Raw genomic sequence first — 16,506 nt, 5'->3', positions numbered from 1 at the left:
TCAGCCCCAGCGGTGCGGCAGGTTGACCAGGCCGACCTCGCGCAGTCGCCCGCGGACGGTGAACGCCCGGTCCAGCGTATCGAAAATGCGATGGCCCTCGTGGTCCATGCTGTGCACGCGCAGGCTGTAGCTGCCGGGCAGCAGGGGCAGCGCATCGAAGACCACGCGGAAGGTGATCAGCCGACCCTCCTGGCGAATCGGCTCTGCGCCGTCGATCTCGCTGGTGGTGCCGAAGATCGCGGTGCCGTCGGCGCGAACCAGGCCGAGGACGATCCGCACCGGCTGGGCGTCGGAGGAATCCACCGTCACCTCGGCCTCGAGCCGGCCGCCACTCTCGATGTCGGGGGGCAGCTCGCCCTCCTCACCGTTCAGCGAGACCCGAACCAGGCGCAGGTCGGAAGCCACACCGCCGAGCCCCATGTCGCGATCGGCCTCGGCCGCGGCGAGCCGCTCGTGGTAGGCCAGATAGTCGCGGGTCACATCGAAGACATCGCCATACGCGGCAACCCGCCCACTGCGCAGCCACAGCGCGTGCCGACAGAGCTTCTGGATGTGGTACATGGAATGGCTGACGAACAGCAGGGTGCCGCCTTCCTCGACGTAGCCCTCGATCCAGCGGATGCACTTCTTCTGGAAGCTCTCGTCGCCGACCGCCAGCACCTCGTCGGTGATCAGCAGCTCGGGTTTGACCGCGGCTACGATGGCAAAGCCCAGTCGCACGACCATGCCGGAGGAGTAGTGCTTGATCGGCTCGTCCACGTAGCGGCCGATATCGGCGAACTCGATGATCTGCTGCTCGCGCTCGCGGATCTGCGCGCCGCTCCAGCCCTGCAGGCCGGCAGACAGGGCGATGTTCTGCCGTCCGGTCAGATCGCGATCGAAGCCGGCGCCCAGTTCGAGCAGCGCCCCCACCCTGCCCCGCCGGTAGACGTTGCCGATGCTGGGCCTGAGCACACCGGTGATGAGCTTGAGCAGGGTCGACTTGCCGGCGCCGTTCTCACCAATGATGCCCAGCGATTCGCGGGGCAGCACATCGAAGCTCACGCCCTCCAGCACCGCGGCGCGCTCGACCGGCCGACCGAGGAGCACGCGGACCAGGTCTCGGGCGTTGCGCCCCGGGCTGTTGTGCAGCGGGTACGACTTGCCAAGGTCGCGGACGGAGACCAGCGGGCCGGTCACAGGTAATCCGTCATCGGAACGCGCAGCCGCGCATAGAGCGCCCGGGCCAGCCCAGCCACCGCCGCAGCCCCGATCAGGGCGACCAGCAGATGGGTGGGACTGGGCTCCCAGAGCAGGCCGTCACGGAGGGCGACGATCGACAGGCCCGCCGGGTTGAACCACTGCGCAGGGTGCGACCACTCGGGCAGGGATTCGAGCCGGTAGAGCAGGGGCGACAGAAAAAACACCGCCGTGAGCGCGAGCGGCAGCAGGTGCTGCACATCGCGCACGAAGACGCAGACCAGGGCGGCGATGACTGCGAACGCCGCCGCACAGGCCAGCAGTACCAGCCAGCCGGCCATCACCCATGGCAGGCCCGTCGGCTTGAGCGGAATCTGCAGCGCGAACAGCACGACCAGGACGATCAGGAACCCCAATCCGTGGATCATGAAGGCCGAGGCCACCCTCGCCAGGATCAGCTGGAACGGCGAGATCGCGGTCTTCCCGAGCAGCCCGGCGTTGTCCACCAGGGCCGTCGCGCCGCGTGATACCGCCTCGGAGAATGCGAACCACGGCCACAGCCCGAGAGACAGGAAGCCCACGTAGCCCATGGCATCGAGCCCCGGAACACGCGCCTTGAAAATTCCCGCGAACACCGCAGCGTATAGCCCGAGCTGAAGGACGGGCAGGACCACCAGCCAGACGAGCAGGGTGCCGTTCTGCAGACCCCGCGCATTGAGGTCCACGCGGCACAGCACCCAAAATCTCCTGAGCTCCGATCTCAACGGTGAATGTCCTATGTCGCCGGCGCCCCGCGGGGCAGTGCCCTGAAGGCCGGCATGGGATTCGACGGCTTGCCGGCGACGCAGTCGGCGCCGGCCGGGAAGCGGGTCGGCGGCTGACGAGTTTACCGCCAGCCGCTGCCCGGCGTGCTTTCCGACATGCCTTCGGCTGCCCGCAGGGGCCGCCAGTGCGCTGGCTAGGGCTGGCCCGGCAGCAGGCTCATGCTGACATCATCGACGACCACGGCGCCCTGCCCGTGATGCACAACACCGATTTCCACTGCGCTGGCATCCTCGGGGAGCGTGACATCCAGGGTAACCGGCGCGAAGACCGGCAACAGGTCGACCTTGGCCTCATGGATGTCATCCGGCCGGCCCGGGCGCTTGACCAGCGCCTGCAGGTGGGTCGGACTGTCGGCGTCGATTCCGCGAAACATTGCGACGAAGCGCACGCCGCCGGGCTTCTGGCCCGGCAGGTTGATCATCTGGAAGATTCCACCCCAGGGTTCGCTGCCCTGCTGGATGATCGCCACGCAGGGATTCGACAGGCACTCCTCTCCCGTACGGATCTCGAAGCGGTAGGAGTCCGGGTTGGCGTGGACGCCCTTCTCCCAGCCGTGCAGCGGGTGTTCGGCCGCGTCGAAGCTTCCGTTCAACAGCTCGGGTGCAGCTGTTTCGGTGGCGACCGCCCCCGGACCGGCTTCGGATGAGTCCTGGCTGCCCGTGCTGGTGCAGGAGACCAGGACGGGAAGAAGAAGGGCAGCCGCAAGGCAACGCAGCAGGGTCATGGCGAGCTCCATGGTCGTCGATTCCCGCGCTCTCGGAGCGTTGGAACGATGGGCGGAAGGCGGAAGGGCCGCGGAGCGAGGCAAAGCGGCCAGCAGCGCCGATTCTAACTTTCGCCCGACGGCTTCAGGAAGGAGGCAGCCACGCTGTTCAACGCTTCGCCATTGATATCGATCGGAAGATTGCCGAGCGGCACGGTGTAACGCCGAACCGTCGCCTGCTTCAGATCGACGCGCAGCCGTTCGACGATGCTGTCCCGAACCTCCTCGAACTGCCGTTGCCGGCCACGCTCAAGGCTTTCAAGCTTGATCTGCGCAGGGCGCCCGTCTGGCAGCTGGAACACCTTCGACGAGCCGCCGATTTCACGGATGCTCCGCGCAGCCAACACCACGATCGGCGGCTGCTTGGAAAGCCCGTCGAAATCGAAGCGGACCACCGACACGCCCTCCGGGAGATTCTCGGCACCGTCGTCCCCGGCGCCGAAAAGGTTCGCCGGGAGCTCGGCTTCCTGCTCGGCAGCGGCCGACTCGGCGCCCTCCCCCGAGGCTGCAGATTCCGCATCATCCTGCACCTGTTCGGAGTTCTCGGCGGCTGAGTCGGCCGTGCCCTGAATGGCGAGGGCGAACGCGTAGACGTCCGGTAGCCGGTACTGGGACGGATCGGCAAGGAAGTACTCGCGGGCCAGCTCCTGCAGATCCTCCTCGGACTCCACCGCAGCGCGCTGATCCATGATCTCGGTGGCCTTGCGCTTGAACGCCCCTACGTCGGGCCGGAACTCGAGGCTTTCCAGCCATCTCCGCCCCTGCTCCGAGTCGCGGACGATCTGCTGCGCGAGCAGCAACTCGTCAAGGATCTTGCCAACCTTGTCGGGATTGCCGACAACGTTCTGGCGCAGATCCTCCGGGATCTCCAGAAACGCCTCGCGCAGATCCGACTCGAAGACGACCGCGTCGCCGCGCGTGGCGACGACCCGATCGGCGGATTGGGCACTCACCTGGGCGACGAGCGCCCAGGCAAGCGAAGCTGACAGCAACAGGGCCATCACTCGAACCATCTTCATGACCATCCGTGTCCTGGTTAAGCGTCGACCGGCCTGCGCCCGTTACTGGGTGACGACCGACAGTCCACAGGTGCTGTCACCCGAGGAGAAGCAGGTCGGGCTGCCGAGGGACGGCTTGAACATGTCGTAGATGGCGATGTTCAGGTACATGGTCTTGCCCACCGGTGCCGGACAGCCGGACAGGCCGCTGTTCGACGAGGCATTGAGCGCAAAGCCCGTACCGAAGGTGCCGCACTGCGGGCGCAGGTACGGATCCGGATCGGAGTTGGTTGTACGCGGGCGGAAGTCACCCGGGCAGGGGCTGAAGGTCATGCTGATGGCGCCTGCGCTGACCCCCTGGGCCTGGGGCAGCTGCGTGGTGATGCGCATCTGCTGGTCGGCCTGGACTTCCGTCTGCGGCATGACGAAACGGATCGCCAGGTAGCGTCCGGTGCTTGGCGACATGATGCCGCCGGCTGCTCCGCCGGGTAGCACCACCAGCGGCGCGCTCTGTCCGGGGTTCACGCCCGGCCAGATGTCGTTATAGCCAGCCTCGACCCTGGTGAGATTGAACGGGGTGCTGGAGGGCGGATTGGCGCCGTAGAGCTCACCGCAGTAATCAGCACCAGGCGTTCCACCGCCGCCACCGGTCTGGGCGGCCACATCGACGGTGACCTGGTTGCTGAGCAGCGATCCGCCGGTGCCGTAGCAGCGCAGCCGGAACGCATAGGAATTGGGAGTGGCGGTCCCGACAGCCGGGCCGTCAAGAATCAGCGACAGCGGGGTACTGCGGGTTGCGGGAAAGATCTGGTTGGTCCAGTTCGCGATGCTGGTCGCGACCCCGCCCAGGGTCGACTCTGCGCCGATGCAGACATCGGCGCCTGCACTGTTCCAGGTCAGGGAATAGGCGGCGCGGTGAGAAATGGATGCGGGCGAAGCCGGCGAGGCGCTCAATACCACCGAAGTGGGCGGGGCGCTGCCGCCGGCGCCGCCGCTGCTCAGTTCGGAGCAGGGCGCCTTGCAGCGCACTTCGATGTCGCCATTCGACTGCCACTGCACGGTGGAGCCGGGCTCCAGCTCGACGGTCTTACCCGAAGTTCCGAAGTTGGTAAAGGTGATAGTGCGGCTGTCCTGCGCCATGACATTGAAGCCGGCGAGGCAACTGGTGGCAATCATCGCCCCGAAAAGCGTCTGCAGTTTCATTACTTCTCCACAACCGGCACCGGAACTGGTGCCACCTTCAACACTTTACCAAATGAAGAGGGGCGGGACCTCGTCGGTCCCGCCCCCTTTCATCTGCTATTTACAGACTACTGTCTGATCGGTGGGCTGATCAGGAGCAGGTCTGGCCCTGCGGGCAGCTACCGTCGGCGCCGATCAGACGGGCACCACCGACAACGACCGACAGCGGAGCGTTGTAGGCCGGACCAGTCGTGCCAGCCGGGAGCTGGAAGCCGTTACGGAAGTAGCGGTGGTCGTGCAGCTGGCTGTAGTTCGCACGAACGCCCGCGGCAGCCGCGGTGTTCTGGTAGTCAGCAGCCCAGAAGCCCAGCACCGGGAGGCCGACCAGAGCGGTGCGACGGTTGGTGGTGGCATTCGGGTTCGACACCAGGAAGTTCGAGTACGAGTCGTACAGGCCGGAGGTCGGGTTGCGCGAGGCAGCATTGAAGTCCATACGGACCCAGCCAGCGCTGAAGGTGCCGACGGTGATGCCCTGGGCGCCCTGCTTGCCAGCGGTGCCGAGGACAGCGGTCGGAGCGTCAGCGGTGACGGTCTGGTTGAACGCAACAACGTTGGCTTCCCAGCACAGCGCGTCACGGGCCTGGCCCGGGCGCGGCGGCGAGAAGTCCGAACCCACCGGAGCGCGGGTCCGCTCTTCGCGATCGAAGAACAGGGTGTTGATGGTCTCGCAGATGCCGTAGGTGTCGAACAGCAGGCCGTCACGCAGCGAGCTGGAGGCTTCCGAGTCGGCGGCGTCGGTGAACGGACGCTGGGCCTCGCCGGCAGCAGCAGCCGCCTGGTAGGTGTGAGCGCGCTTGGTCGGGAAGGTGACCACCCACTCCGAAGCGCCCAGGAAACCCTGCTCGATGTTGAACTCGTTGAAGATGCCTTCCGACATCAGCACGGCCGAGACAGCGTTCAGGCCGGCGGTGTAGTTCAGCGAGACGACCGAACCATTCGCGAAGATGTTCGCGGTGGCGGAGTCGTCAGCTTCGGTACGAGCGAACTCGAGGCTCGGGAAGGTGCTGCCCGGACGGAAGTGCAGGTCAGCCTCACCACCGGTGGTGGCGGTGTTCACGGCCAGGCCGGTGTTGCGCCAGAAGCCGTCGATGGCGGTGGCGTTGTAGGTCAGCGCGCGACCGAAGTCGACGTCGACGATGACGCCCGAGCCGAACAGGCCGCCGGTCGGCGAGTTCACGCCGCGCGGACCGGTCTGGTTGTTCGGATCGATCGACTGCCACACGCCACCGGAATCCCACGCGGACACGAGGCCGGCGCAGTTCGACGGAACGCCCGACGAACCGTGGGTCGCCCAGGTGGCCGGACGGAACGAGGAGGAGGCGGTGCCTTCGTCAAACAGGACGCCCATCTCGATCACTTCGAGGTAGCCCTGCGACATGCGCTCTTCCGGGGACAGCGGGACCAGCGAACCGCCGGAGCCACCCACGCGAACGGCGTCGATCAGGCCGACGATGTCGAAGTTGTTTTCCTGGAACTCGAACGGACGGAAAGCAACCGGCTGGTTGGCGAACACGTCCGGCACGGTGCACGAACGGTCAGCGGTGGTCAGCACGGGGGTGCCGTTGGTGTCCTGCGTCAGGGCCGCAGTCCAGACGTCGAAGCGGGACAGGTACAGGTTGAAGTCGAGGACTTCGGCCGAGTTCAGCGACTCGACGAAGCGGACCTTGACAGCCTTGGCCTGGTTGGTGGTGTTAACGATGGAGATCAGGGAGGCCTGACCTTCGTTAACGGTGTAGTACGGGTAGATCAGGACCTGACCGAGACCATCCGGATTCAGGTTGACCGCGGTCGCCACGTTGGCGAGACCGGCAACGCCAGCGACGCCAGCGACGACGGCCGTCGTCAGTGCGTTCTTCTTCATCTCAACACTCCATGGATATGGAAACAGGGCTCTGCTGCTGTGCAACGACGTTGGGCATCGGTGAAACCCGATTTGAGGTTCCTCTGACGATGGCAACAGCCGCCGTAGGGTAGCGCATGGTTTGCGCGTTAAGCAAGCGGTCCGTTCGGGTGGGGTGCAACCCCCCTCCTAGCGGCCCGCCCGACGGGGAAGATGGTACCAATTCCCGTCTTCCTTCAACCAGCTTTCACGAAGCAGCTGGGTGGAGGCAAGCTCCGGAACGCCGCGGACACCACCGATGATCTGGTAGTCGACGGAGACAAAGGCCACGCAGCGGTCCGGCAGCTCCGCATCGCAGCGGACCTCGGTGACCCGCGCGCCGGTCCACTTCACATTGCGGGCCAGGGCGGAGGCTTCGTAGGACTTGGCGTCCACGACCTTCCGGTAGCCGGGGGTGAAGTAGGTGTAGGCCTTGGACCAGTCACCGGCAAGGACCGCCTCCCATCGCTTGGCCGCGCGGTCGGCGATCAGCTCCTCGGGCGTAGCCGCCTTGCGCACGCCGCCGGCGCAGGCGGTCAGCAGGAGAAGGACGGTGGCGAGCAGGGTGAAATGCACGGTACGGGTCATCTGGGTGTCTTCCTTCTAAGAATCGGGCGAGGCGTGGCGTTATTGCGTCGACGCATCGTCGGTGGGCAGCAGACGGCGCAGCGGAGTCAGCGCACGGAACTGCTTCTTGTACTCGTCGGTGATGGCGCGGGTGTCCTGGGGCCCGGCGATGACCTTCGGGGTGATCAGGACCAGCAGTTCCTGGCGGGCCACATTGCGCGACTGGTTGCCGAACAGGCCGCCCACCAGGGGAATCCGGCTGAGGCCCGGGAAGCCGCTGGACCCCTTGGAGTCGGTCTGCTTGATCAGGCCGCCGAGCAGCACGGTTTCCCCGCTCTGCACGGCGATCTCGGTCTGGATCGTCGACTGCGAGATCGGCGGGTTGCCACCCCCCTCGGGGATCGCGCCGGCCGAGCTGTCTTCCTGGTCGATCTCCAGGAAAACCAGGCCGCCCGGATTCACCCGCGGGGTCACATTGAGGGTGATGCCGGTCTGCACGTACTGGGTGCTGGCGATCGGGGTATTGGTGCCCCCGGTGCCAAGGTTGATCGAGGTGGTGGTCACCGGGATCTGCGTACCGGAGTTGATCGACGCGGCCTTGTTGTTCAGCACCACCAGGGAGGGGGCCGACAGCACTCGGACATCGGTCAGCTTGTCGACGATGTTCACCAGGGCGCCGATATTCGGGCCCACCAGGGTCCAGGAAGTGGAACCATTGGAGATGGAGCCGGCGAGGTCGCCCCAGATGCGGCGGTTCGCGGCGAGATCCCGAGCGCCTTCACCGAACAGCTGGTCGGTGATCGCATTCTCGAAGAACCAGCGCACGCCGTACTGCAGCTCATCGGTCAGCGAGACCGAAATGATCTGCGCCTCGATGGCGACCTGCAGCGGCACCGCATCCATCCGCTCGATCACCCGGCGGATCGACTCCCACTGCGCAGCCGTGGCGCGGACGAGCAGGGCGTTGCCCTCTTCCACCGCGGAAATGCGGACATCCTCGGAGCCACCGATCGAAAGGCTGCCTGCCGAGCTGCGCCCGCCGCCCGAGTCATCGCCTCCGCCGGCGCCCGCGCCAGCCCCACCGCCGCCGTCCTGCTTGGCGTCGCCGCCGCGGATCGGCTGACCGGCATTGCGCGAACCGGCGCTGCCGATGCGGACCGGCTGCAGGCCCGGCGCGACACCGCCCGAGCTGCGACCGCTGCGCGAGCCGCCGCCCGATCCGAAAACCTCGTTGAGGGTGTCGGCCAGATCAACCGCCTTGACGTTCTTGACGTCATACACATACAGCCGCTGCCCGGCCTCTCCGGAGCCGAGGTCGAAGCGCTGCAGCCACTCCTCGATGGTGGCCAGGTACTTCGGCTGCGGGGTGATCACCATCACTCCGTTGACGCCTTCGAGCGGAATGAAGCGGAACATGCCGGAGATCGGCGTCTGTCCGCCCTCGCCGAAGATCTTCTCCAGCTCGGTGACCACCTTGGCCGCCTCGGTCTGCTGCAGCGAGTACATGCCGACCGACATGCCGGCCAGCCAGTCGACGTCAAAGATCTCGACCGTCTGCAGGTAGTTCTGCAGCTCTTCCCGGGTGCCACCCAGCACGATCATGTTGCGCGCCGGATCGATGTTCACGATCGCCTCGGGCTTGGCGTAGGGCTTGAGCACCTTCTCCATCTCCAGCGCGGAGATGTATTGCAGGGGCACGGCGCGAACCTCGTAGCCACGCGCAGTCGACGCCGAGCCGGTGCGAGGGGTGAGGTTGCCGGGCAGGGCCTGGGCGATCGGCAGGATGGTGTAGCGGCCGTCCTGCCAGACCAGGGTCGCGTTGTTCCAGCGCAGCAGCATCTCGAGGATCGACAGCGCCTGGTCGCCGCGCAGCGGCTTGGCGGTGGAGAAGGTCACCGTGCCGGACACGCCGGGTGCGATCACGTAGTTCTGCTGGAGGATCTCGCCAAGAATCGTCTTGACCACCGCATGCAGGGATTCACCCTCGAAGTTGAAGGTCACCTCGCCGACGTTTCCGGCCGGCGGCGGCACCCGTGCGGCGGCCTGCTGGTTGATGAAGCTGCCGCTTCCCGGGGCTTTCGACTCGATCGGCCGCTCGTCATCCGCCGAGGCGGGCTGGGCCGCTTCGCCGCCCAGCGCCTCGGCCATGCCTTGGCCCTCGGCGGCGCTGCTGCGCTGCTCTGCACGGGACAGATAGCTCTCCCCGCTGAACGGGTCGGCCTGTTTCGGCGGCGCCGACTGGCAGGCGGCCAGCAACAGGGCCAGCGCGGTGGACACAAGGACACGATGATTCACCAAATTCTCCTTCATTGGCCGCGCTCGGCATGGGCCCGCTCGGCCTCTTCTCGCATCTGACGGCGCCGCTCCTCGATGCGCCGGCGGATCTGCTCCGCCCGCGCCTCGGGGCTGTCGGCCTCGACCACTACGGCGCCCTCGGGTCGACCCGGGGTCTCGGACTTCTCACCACCGCCCTCCTCGCCGCCCGGCGATGCCGGGGTCGGCGCCGGCGCCGGCGCGGACTGCACGATCGGGGTCGGCGGCTCTCCGCCCTGGCCATCGAACACGCGCAGATCCATCGTGCTGGTGCCCGAGGGGCCTTCGAAGACCGCGCGGCGCGGCTCCAGTTCCTTCAGCTTCCAGCTCGACAGGTCGCCCTCCAGCGCGGCCCCCACGCTGACCGACTGACTGCGCTTGGAATCCGGGTCGGTGACGATGGCGATCCGCCGGTCGGCGGTGATGATGATGCTGGTGACGATCACGTTCAGCGGCACATCGGTCGGCGCCGGGGCCTCCTCGCCCTGGGAGGCATCAGCCGGCAGCGGCCGGCGATCCTCGCTGAACAGCGGTCGCTGGACGATCGAGGCGTAGGCATCGAACCCCTCCACGCCACCGGCGCCACTGACCAGGCTCACCTCGGGGATCTGATCCGGATCGACCGGCGCATCGGGGTGCAGCGACCAGCGCCCTCCGAGGCCGCCCTCGACCGCGACCAGCACGGCGCCCGACCAGACGCCGAAGACGGCGAGAACCACGCGGAGCAATGGATGATTGGCCGCGCTCATGCGCCCTCCCTGGCAGGTGCCGTTCGAAGGAAGCCATAGACATCGAAGTTTGCATCGATCAGCCCCTGGGTCTGGGCCTGCGGTCGACGCGAGTAGATTCCGGCGCGGTTGATCACCGAAAACTCGTTGATGAACAGCCGTGGACTCCCGGCCTCAAGGCCGTGGACCACCGGGGCGAGGTGGTCGAGCGAACAGCGGATCCGCACCTTGATGGTGACCCGCTGGAACGGCTCCTCGATCGAGGATCGGAACGGCGAGCGGCTGATGAGGGTGCATTCCTGGCCCGCCCCCTGCTCGTCCACCAACGCCTGCAGACGCTGGATGATCGCCGATGCCGCGAGATCGAAGTTGGCTTCCGGCAGAAACTCCGGGTTGCTGGCTTCGAAGCGCCGCACTTCCTCCAGCTCGCGCTGCAGTTCCTCGCGCAGCTGTGCCACGGTGCGCAGCTGCAGTTCCTGGTCGCGCGCCTCGATCAGCGCTGCGCGGGCCTCCAGGAAGGGGGCGGTGAACCACCAGTGCACGCCGAGGAAGTAGCCCAGCAGCAGGATGAGGGCGAGCAGGGAGACCGCAGCCACCCGGCTGGCCCGGCGATTTCCGCGAAAGCCACTCATGACCCGCCCTCCCCGCCGTCGATCGCCTTGACCGTCAGCGTCGCGCGGTCCTTGCCGGTGCGCGAGTCGGGCTGCACGGCGCCGAGCAAGGTCGGGTCGGCGAACTGCCCCGAGGTCTGGAACAAGCCGATCAGCTTGGCGGCCGAGCCGCTTTGCACGGTCAGGCTGAGGTCGGCACCGGTGATGGTCAGCCGTTCCAGGAAAGTGTCGTCAGGCAGGATGTCGGTCAGGTCGCGCAGCAGGCTGATGGTGGTCGGACGCTGAGCCTTGTGTTCGGCGAGGAAATTGGCCGCGGTGGCCGCCTCCTCCAGGGTCTTGCGCAGTTGGGCGGTCCTCCGCGCCTCGACCCGCCTCGCCTCGACCTCGGCCTCGACCTGGGCCACGGCCTCGCGGCGGTTCTCGACCAGCTGGCCCATGGCCAGCAGCAGCAGGCTGGCACTGAAGGCGACGAGAGCCAGGTTGATCAGCATGGGGCGATGGTCGTGCGGGCGCCGCTGGGCCGGGGGCAGCAGGTTGAACCCCGCCCGCCCGCCCTCGCGGGCGACGTCGACGGCGTCGAGCCGCTGGGCGAGCTCGCCCAGGCCCGCCAGCTCAGACGCCAGGCGCTCGCGGGTCACTACGGCCAGCTCCACCGATACCTGACGGGCTCCCTTCTCGGCCGGCAGCAACCGACAGTCGTACTCGACCTGATCGGCGCGGAATGGCGTCTGCCGATCGATCTCGAATCCGACCAGCGAGCGGACATTGCCTGCCGCGGCGGCCGGAAAGGACAGCCGCCGGACCAGGACCGCGTCGGCGGGGAGCAGCAGGATGCGCGGGGCCCGTGCGGCCTCGGCGCCAACCTGCTCGCTCAGCTGCAGTTCGCCGGGCGGCGACTCCGCGTGGATCTGGCCCAGCGTCTCCGTGGAACCGCCTTCAGCGGCCTCCAGGTGGAGCACATCGCCGATGCGGCGCAGCAGGAGCTGGGTCTGCTGGACCCGGAGATAGGCCTGCCAGCGCTGCGGCAGCAGACCGCGCAGCTCGCCGAACCACCAGTCGAGAAAACCGGGCAGGCGGGACTGCTGGTAGCGCGCCCTCAGGCGGCCCAGCATCGGCGTCAGCGCGTCGGCGAAGGGAAGCGTCGTCAAGGTGGGATCTCTACGGCTGGGCGCCGTCCTGCCAGCGGAGGACGGAGAAGGCAAGCCCGGAAATCGGCACGCCCCCAAGCCGGACCGCGGTGTCCAGTTCGGTCCAGGCACCGTTCGGGAGGCGGGCGCGCGACCTAATACTATACGTGCCGCTGCCGGCAGTGACCACGAGGGGCGTGCCGTCCGGCATCGCCACGGGATCGCCGCCAAGGACCGGATCGAAACCGAATCGCGCGGCCAGCGCCTGCTCGGCCAGCGCCGGGTCCATGCCCGGAAGGGCCTGCAGGACGGGGGCGGCGGCAAAGGAAGGATTGGGCATGGCAAGACCCGAGTAGATCGTGAGGTACGGTGCGACCTGCTCGAAGAGCGCATAGTTCATTCCCAGCACCTGCTGGACCTCGGCGATCAGCTCGAAGGGCGCATTGCGCGGGCCGTAGTCGAGTCCGGCCGCCTCGTACTCCTCGATCTCGGCGCCGTTCAGGGTGACCAGATCGTCGGGATCGCGCCAGTCGATGATCGCCGCCGCCAGCGCGTTGGCCTCGTCGAGCGGCAGCTCGAAGCCCATCAGGAACTGCGAGAGCACGGTGACGTCGACCGAGTTGAGGTCGATCTTGCCGGTCTCGTCGGTGACCTCGACCTCGATCTGTGCGCCGCCGAACTCTATCGTGTACGGCCGGCCGTCGGGCACCCAGCGCTGGGTAGGGTCAGGAATCGCCATGGCGAACACCGCGCGGTGCACGCCGGCCTCGGCCGCATAGCGGGCCTGGGTGGTGTCATACAGATGGCGGGCCTGCAGCCGCTCGCTGCGGGCCAGCAGGGCGAATGCGCCGAGGATGATCGCCAGCAGGGCCAGCAACCACATCACGATCAGGAACGCGGCGCCGCGCTGGGTCGCGATCATTGGCTGTCACGCGGTCGGGGAGGACGCCGCATCGAGCCGCCGCGACCCAGTTGCCCGGAACCCATGCCCAGCCCCAGCCCGGCCGAGGCGGCCAGGCTCGCGACCTCGAATTCCGGCCAGCTGCGCTGATCGGCGCTGTCGAACTCGATCTCGAGGCGCAGCATCAGCGGCAGCGACTGCGGTTCGTCCCATTCGGCCATCCACCCGGACAGCCCGCCCTCGGGCTCGACGCGACGGAACGAGAAGGCGGCATCGCTGATGCCGTCGATCAGCACCACCGGCTCCTGCTCGGGATCGAAGCCGAGGACCGGGTCGAAGCCGTTGAGCTGGGCGTGGCGGAACTCAAGCTGGTAGCCGTCGCGCACCCGCACGAGCGCCAGCTCCTGGACATGGGCGCCGCCGCGCGAGAGGTAGCCGGGCATCGGCGCAACGAAGCGGATGAAGTCCGCCGAGCCCTCGAAACGGGTCTCTTCGCCGGAGTCCTCCAGGCGCTCGTAGGGGGTCGGCAGCATCTGGCTCAGCTGGCGGCGCAGGAACTGCTGGGTGGTGCGCGCCTCTTCCGTGCGCTCGATCAGCGCCTCGCCGCTGCGGCTGGCCTGGACCGCCACGCGGATGCTCCCGTAGGCCAGGGCAATGACCAGCGACAGCAGGGCCACGCTGAGCAGGATCTCGAGCAGGGTGAAGCCATGCTGGCGATGCGGCGCCGGGCTCATGGGCGCTCCGGAAGCATGGCGCGAAGGCTGGCGAAGCGGGCCTGGGCGGTCTGCTGCCCGCGCTCCCACTCCACCACCAGGTCGATGCGCAGCAGGCGTACCGCGCCCAGCTGGGGGTCGAAGCCGACCGGAAGCTCCTCCGCGGCCAGCTCGTGCGGCCCGACCTCGGCCACCCAGCGATAGCCGTCGGCGAACTCACCTTCATAGACGCCCTCCTCCAGCGGCTCGCCGACGCCGAGCGTGTCGAGGATCGAGCGTGCATGAAGTGCGGCGCGGGTATGCTCGGCCGCCTGCCGGCTCTGCTGCATGGCACCAGTGGCCGCGCGCATGGCAAGGCCCAGCCCCAGCGCCAGGATGGCAAAGGCCGCGACCACCTCGAGCAGGGTGAAGCCGCGCTGCCTTCGGCCGCGGGGCGCAGGGGGGCGAAGCGGGCTGGCGGGGCGAGGGGAAAGGCTCATGGCGGAGTCTGGGACCGGCGATGCGGCAGCGAGTTCAGCGGTTGGCCTCGGGGTTCATGCGTACCTCCCCGGTGAGCCAGCCAATCTCGATGCGCCAGACCGCCTCACCCCGGATCAGCTCGATATTGCCACCGGTCGAGGACCCATCGGGGAAGAACCGGATCTGGCCCTGCCCTTCGTCGAGCTGCTCCTCGGCCGCGGTGAGCATCGACATTTCCATGTCCTCAGGCAGCTCGACCCAGTCCCGCCCCGGGGCCTTGTAGGCGCGGCGTTCGACGTCCAGCACCAGCACCTGCGATTCTCGCTCGACCACCGCCATCGCCCGGGTCGAGCGCAGGGCGGCGACCAGATCCTTGGAGGCGGCGCGCACCCGCGAGCTGCCGAGGCCGCCGCTGATCACCGAGGCAATGATCGCGGTAAGCACCGCGATCAGCGCCACCACGACGATGATCTCGATCAGGGTGAACCCGCGCGTCGCCCGCCGCGCCGTGCGGACGCGCGCGCCCATCGGCCTCAGTCCGCGTTGGAGATGTCGCGGTTCCAGCTGTCGCCGCCGGGGCGGCCGTCGGCGCCGAGACTCACCAGGTCGAACTTGGCGTTCTGACCGGGGACGCGGTACTCGAAGGGCTTGCCCCATGGGTCCTTCAGCTCGGCCTCCTTGGCATATGGGCCGAGCCAGCTGCCGGCACCGCTGGGCTGGGTGACCAGATCCTGGAGCTGGTTGGGCGGACCGCCGTTGTCCAGTTCATAGGACTCGATCTTGGCCGCGAGCGTCTGCACCTGCGACTTGGCCAACTGCCACTTGGCACGGTCCTGGCCGCCGAAGATCCGGTTGGCGACGATGCCGCCGATGATCGCGATGATGCCGACCACGATCAGGATCTCGATGAGGGTGAAGCCCGCCTGGCGCAGGCCGGACCGGGACGGTTTCAGGGAAATTCGGTTCATGTCGTCATCCAACCACGGTGCTGAGATCGAGAATGGGAAGCAGGATGGCCAGCACGATCATCGCGATCACGCCCGCCATGACGATGGTGAGCAGCGGCACCAGGGCCGCCAGCAGCCGGTCCAGCGTATTGCGGACTTCGATGTCGAAGGTGTCTGCCACCTTGAGCAGCATGGTGTCCAGTTCGCCGGACTCTTCGCCGACCTGCACCATCTGCAGGGCCAGGCGCGGGAAGCGCTTGCTGCGGGCCAAGGATAGCGCAAGCCCCGAGCCGGTCTTGACCGCCTCGGCCGATTCATCGACCGCCTCGACCAGGGCCAAGTTCCCCATGACGTTGCGTGCGATCGACAGCGAGGCCAGCAGCGGCACACCGTTGTGCAGCAGGGTGCCGAGCGTGCGCGCAAGGCGCGCGGTCTCGATCTTGGCAACGAGGTCACCGATCCTGCCGCGCTGAAGCAGCCAGGCATCGATCTGGGCCCTGCGCTGCGGATCGTTCAACTGCCGGCGCAGCACCACCAGCAACAGCACGAAGATCCCGAGGATCATCCACCAGCCGGCATTCAGCGCATCGCCCACCCAGAGCACGATCTGGGTCAGCAGGGGCAGCTCGGCGCCCATGTCCTGGAACAGCGGCATGAACTGCGGCACCACGTAGCCGAGCAGCAGGGCCAGCGATCCGAGCACCATCAGTACCAGGATGACCGGGTAGATCAGCGCATTGATCACGCTCTCCTTGAGCGCCTTGCTGCGCTCGAGGTAGTCGGCGAGGCGCCTCAAGGTGTCGTGCAGCGAGCCGCCGACCTCGCCGGCCCTCACCATGTTGATGTAGAGCTTGGAGAACATGCCGTGCTGCTGCTCGAGCCCGGCCGAGAGCGGCGCGCCACCGCGCACGGTTTCGCGAATGCGCTCGATCACCTTGCGCGCGGCCTCCGACTCCGGCAGGTCGAGCAGGATCTGCAATGCCCGGTCCAGCGGCTGGCCGGCCCCGAGCAGGGTAGCCAGCTGCTGGGTGAACTGAAGGACCTGATCCGCGCTCAGCGCATCGCGCTTGCGGAACAGGCCGAGGAATCCGCCCCCGCCCACCGCATCGGCAGGCTTCGCCTCGACCGGAAGGTTGCCGGCGTCCTGGATCCTGGCGATCACCTCCTCCGCGCTCGACGCCTCCATCGCACCATCGATGGCGTCGCCCGCGGGGGTGAAGGCCTTGTAGCGGAAGAGGGGCATTCAGAAGCCGT

General features: G+C 67.6%; 17 protein-coding genes. All 17 read right to left on the bottom strand.

Annotated features, from left to right (window positions below; all coding sequences use genetic code 11):
• On the bottom strand, positions 1–1,179 hold the full coding sequence (locus M0G41_RS13020) for an ABC transporter ATP-binding protein (RefSeq protein ID WP_248210098.1): 1,179 nt from the start codon (positions 1,177–1,179) through the stop codon (positions 1–3).
• Positions 1,176–1,916, bottom strand: coding sequence for an ABC transporter permease (locus tag M0G41_RS13015; protein ID WP_248210097.1), 741 nt, complete (start codon positions 1,914–1,916; stop codon positions 1,176–1,178). The genes M0G41_RS13020 and M0G41_RS13015 overlap by 4 nt, the downstream gene beginning before the upstream one ends.
• Before the next feature lie 221 nt (positions 1,917–2,137).
• Positions 2,138–2,728 (bottom strand): hypothetical protein, encoded by a 591-nt coding sequence (locus M0G41_RS13010; RefSeq protein ID WP_248210096.1) that lies wholly within the window; start codon positions 2,726–2,728, stop codon positions 2,138–2,140.
• Positions 2,729–2,832: 104 nt separating this feature from the next.
• Positions 2,833–3,768: a hypothetical protein gene (locus tag M0G41_RS13005; RefSeq protein ID WP_248210095.1), complete on the bottom strand. Its 936-nt coding sequence runs from the start codon at positions 3,766–3,768 to the stop codon at positions 2,833–2,835.
• Between the two features lie 60 nt (positions 3,769–3,828).
• On the bottom strand, positions 3,829–4,968 hold the full coding sequence (locus tag M0G41_RS13000) for a hypothetical protein (RefSeq protein ID WP_248210094.1): 1,140 nt from the start codon (positions 4,966–4,968) through the stop codon (positions 3,829–3,831).
• 130 nt (positions 4,969–5,098) lie between these two features.
• The gene (locus M0G41_RS12995; RefSeq protein WP_248210093.1) at positions 5,099–6,868 is read right to left on the bottom strand and encodes a hypothetical protein; all 1,770 of its coding nucleotides are present in this window, start codon (positions 6,866–6,868) and stop codon (positions 5,099–5,101) included.
• A 168-nt stretch (positions 6,869–7,036) separates the two neighbouring features.
• Positions 7,037–7,474 (bottom strand): hypothetical protein, encoded by a 438-nt coding sequence (locus tag M0G41_RS12990; protein ID WP_248210091.1) that lies wholly within the window; start codon positions 7,472–7,474, stop codon positions 7,037–7,039.
• Between the two features lie 39 nt (positions 7,475–7,513).
• Complete coding sequence (gene gspD, locus M0G41_RS12985; protein WP_248210088.1) at positions 7,514–9,748, bottom strand: type II secretion system secretin GspD; 2,235 nt, start codon at positions 9,746–9,748, stop codon at positions 7,514–7,516.
• Between the two features lie 11 nt (positions 9,749–9,759).
• Positions 9,760–10,515 (bottom strand): hypothetical protein, encoded by a 756-nt coding sequence (locus tag M0G41_RS12980; RefSeq protein ID WP_248210083.1) that lies wholly within the window; start codon positions 10,513–10,515, stop codon positions 9,760–9,762.
• Complete coding sequence (gspM, locus tag M0G41_RS12975) at positions 10,512–11,126, bottom strand: type II secretion system protein GspM (protein WP_248210081.1); 615 nt, start codon at positions 11,124–11,126, stop codon at positions 10,512–10,514. Before gspM ends, M0G41_RS12980 begins: the two co-directional genes overlap by 4 nt.
• Positions 11,123–12,253, bottom strand: a complete 1,131-nt coding sequence (locus M0G41_RS12970; RefSeq protein WP_248210079.1) for a PilN domain-containing protein — start codon at positions 12,251–12,253, stop codon at positions 11,123–11,125. Before M0G41_RS12970 ends, gspM begins: the two co-directional genes overlap by 4 nt.
• 10 nt (positions 12,254–12,263) lie before the next feature.
• Entirely contained in the window at positions 12,264–13,154 is an 891-nt protein-coding gene (locus M0G41_RS12965) for a type II secretion system minor pseudopilin (protein ID WP_248210077.1), read from the bottom strand.
• Positions 13,151–13,867 carry a prepilin-type N-terminal cleavage/methylation domain-containing protein gene (locus tag M0G41_RS12960; RefSeq protein WP_248210076.1) on the bottom strand — a complete coding sequence of 239 codons (717 nt, stop codon included), beginning with the start codon at positions 13,865–13,867 and terminating at the stop codon, positions 13,151–13,153. Before M0G41_RS12960 ends, M0G41_RS12965 begins: the two co-directional genes overlap by 4 nt.
• A complete protein-coding gene (locus M0G41_RS12955; RefSeq protein WP_248210075.1) occupies positions 13,864–14,325 on the bottom strand; it encodes a type IV pilus modification PilV family protein in 462 nt (153 codons plus the stop codon). The genes M0G41_RS12960 and M0G41_RS12955 overlap by 4 nt, the downstream gene beginning before the upstream one ends.
• A 34-nt stretch (positions 14,326–14,359) precedes the next feature.
• Positions 14,360–14,833 (bottom strand): GspH/FimT family pseudopilin, encoded by a 474-nt coding sequence (locus M0G41_RS12950; RefSeq protein WP_248210073.1) that lies wholly within the window; start codon positions 14,831–14,833, stop codon positions 14,360–14,362.
• A 5-nt stretch (positions 14,834–14,838) separates the two neighbouring features.
• Positions 14,839–15,273, bottom strand: coding sequence for a type II secretion system major pseudopilin GspG (gene gspG / locus M0G41_RS12945; protein WP_248210071.1), 435 nt, complete (start codon positions 15,271–15,273; stop codon positions 14,839–14,841).
• 4 nt (positions 15,274–15,277) lie between these two features.
• Positions 15,278–16,495, bottom strand: a complete 1,218-nt coding sequence (locus M0G41_RS12940; RefSeq protein ID WP_248210068.1) for a type II secretion system F family protein — start codon at positions 16,493–16,495, stop codon at positions 15,278–15,280.
• Positions 16,496–16,506: the final 11 nt, after the last annotated feature.

The organism is Pseudomarimonas salicorniae (genome assembly GCF_023156535.1).
GTDB lineage: Bacteria > Pseudomonadota > Gammaproteobacteria > Xanthomonadales > Xanthomonadaceae > Pseudomarimonas > Pseudomarimonas salicorniae.
The sequence above is the reverse complement of the archived record's forward strand: the minus strand, read 5'-3'. Positions and strand labels throughout refer to the sequence as shown.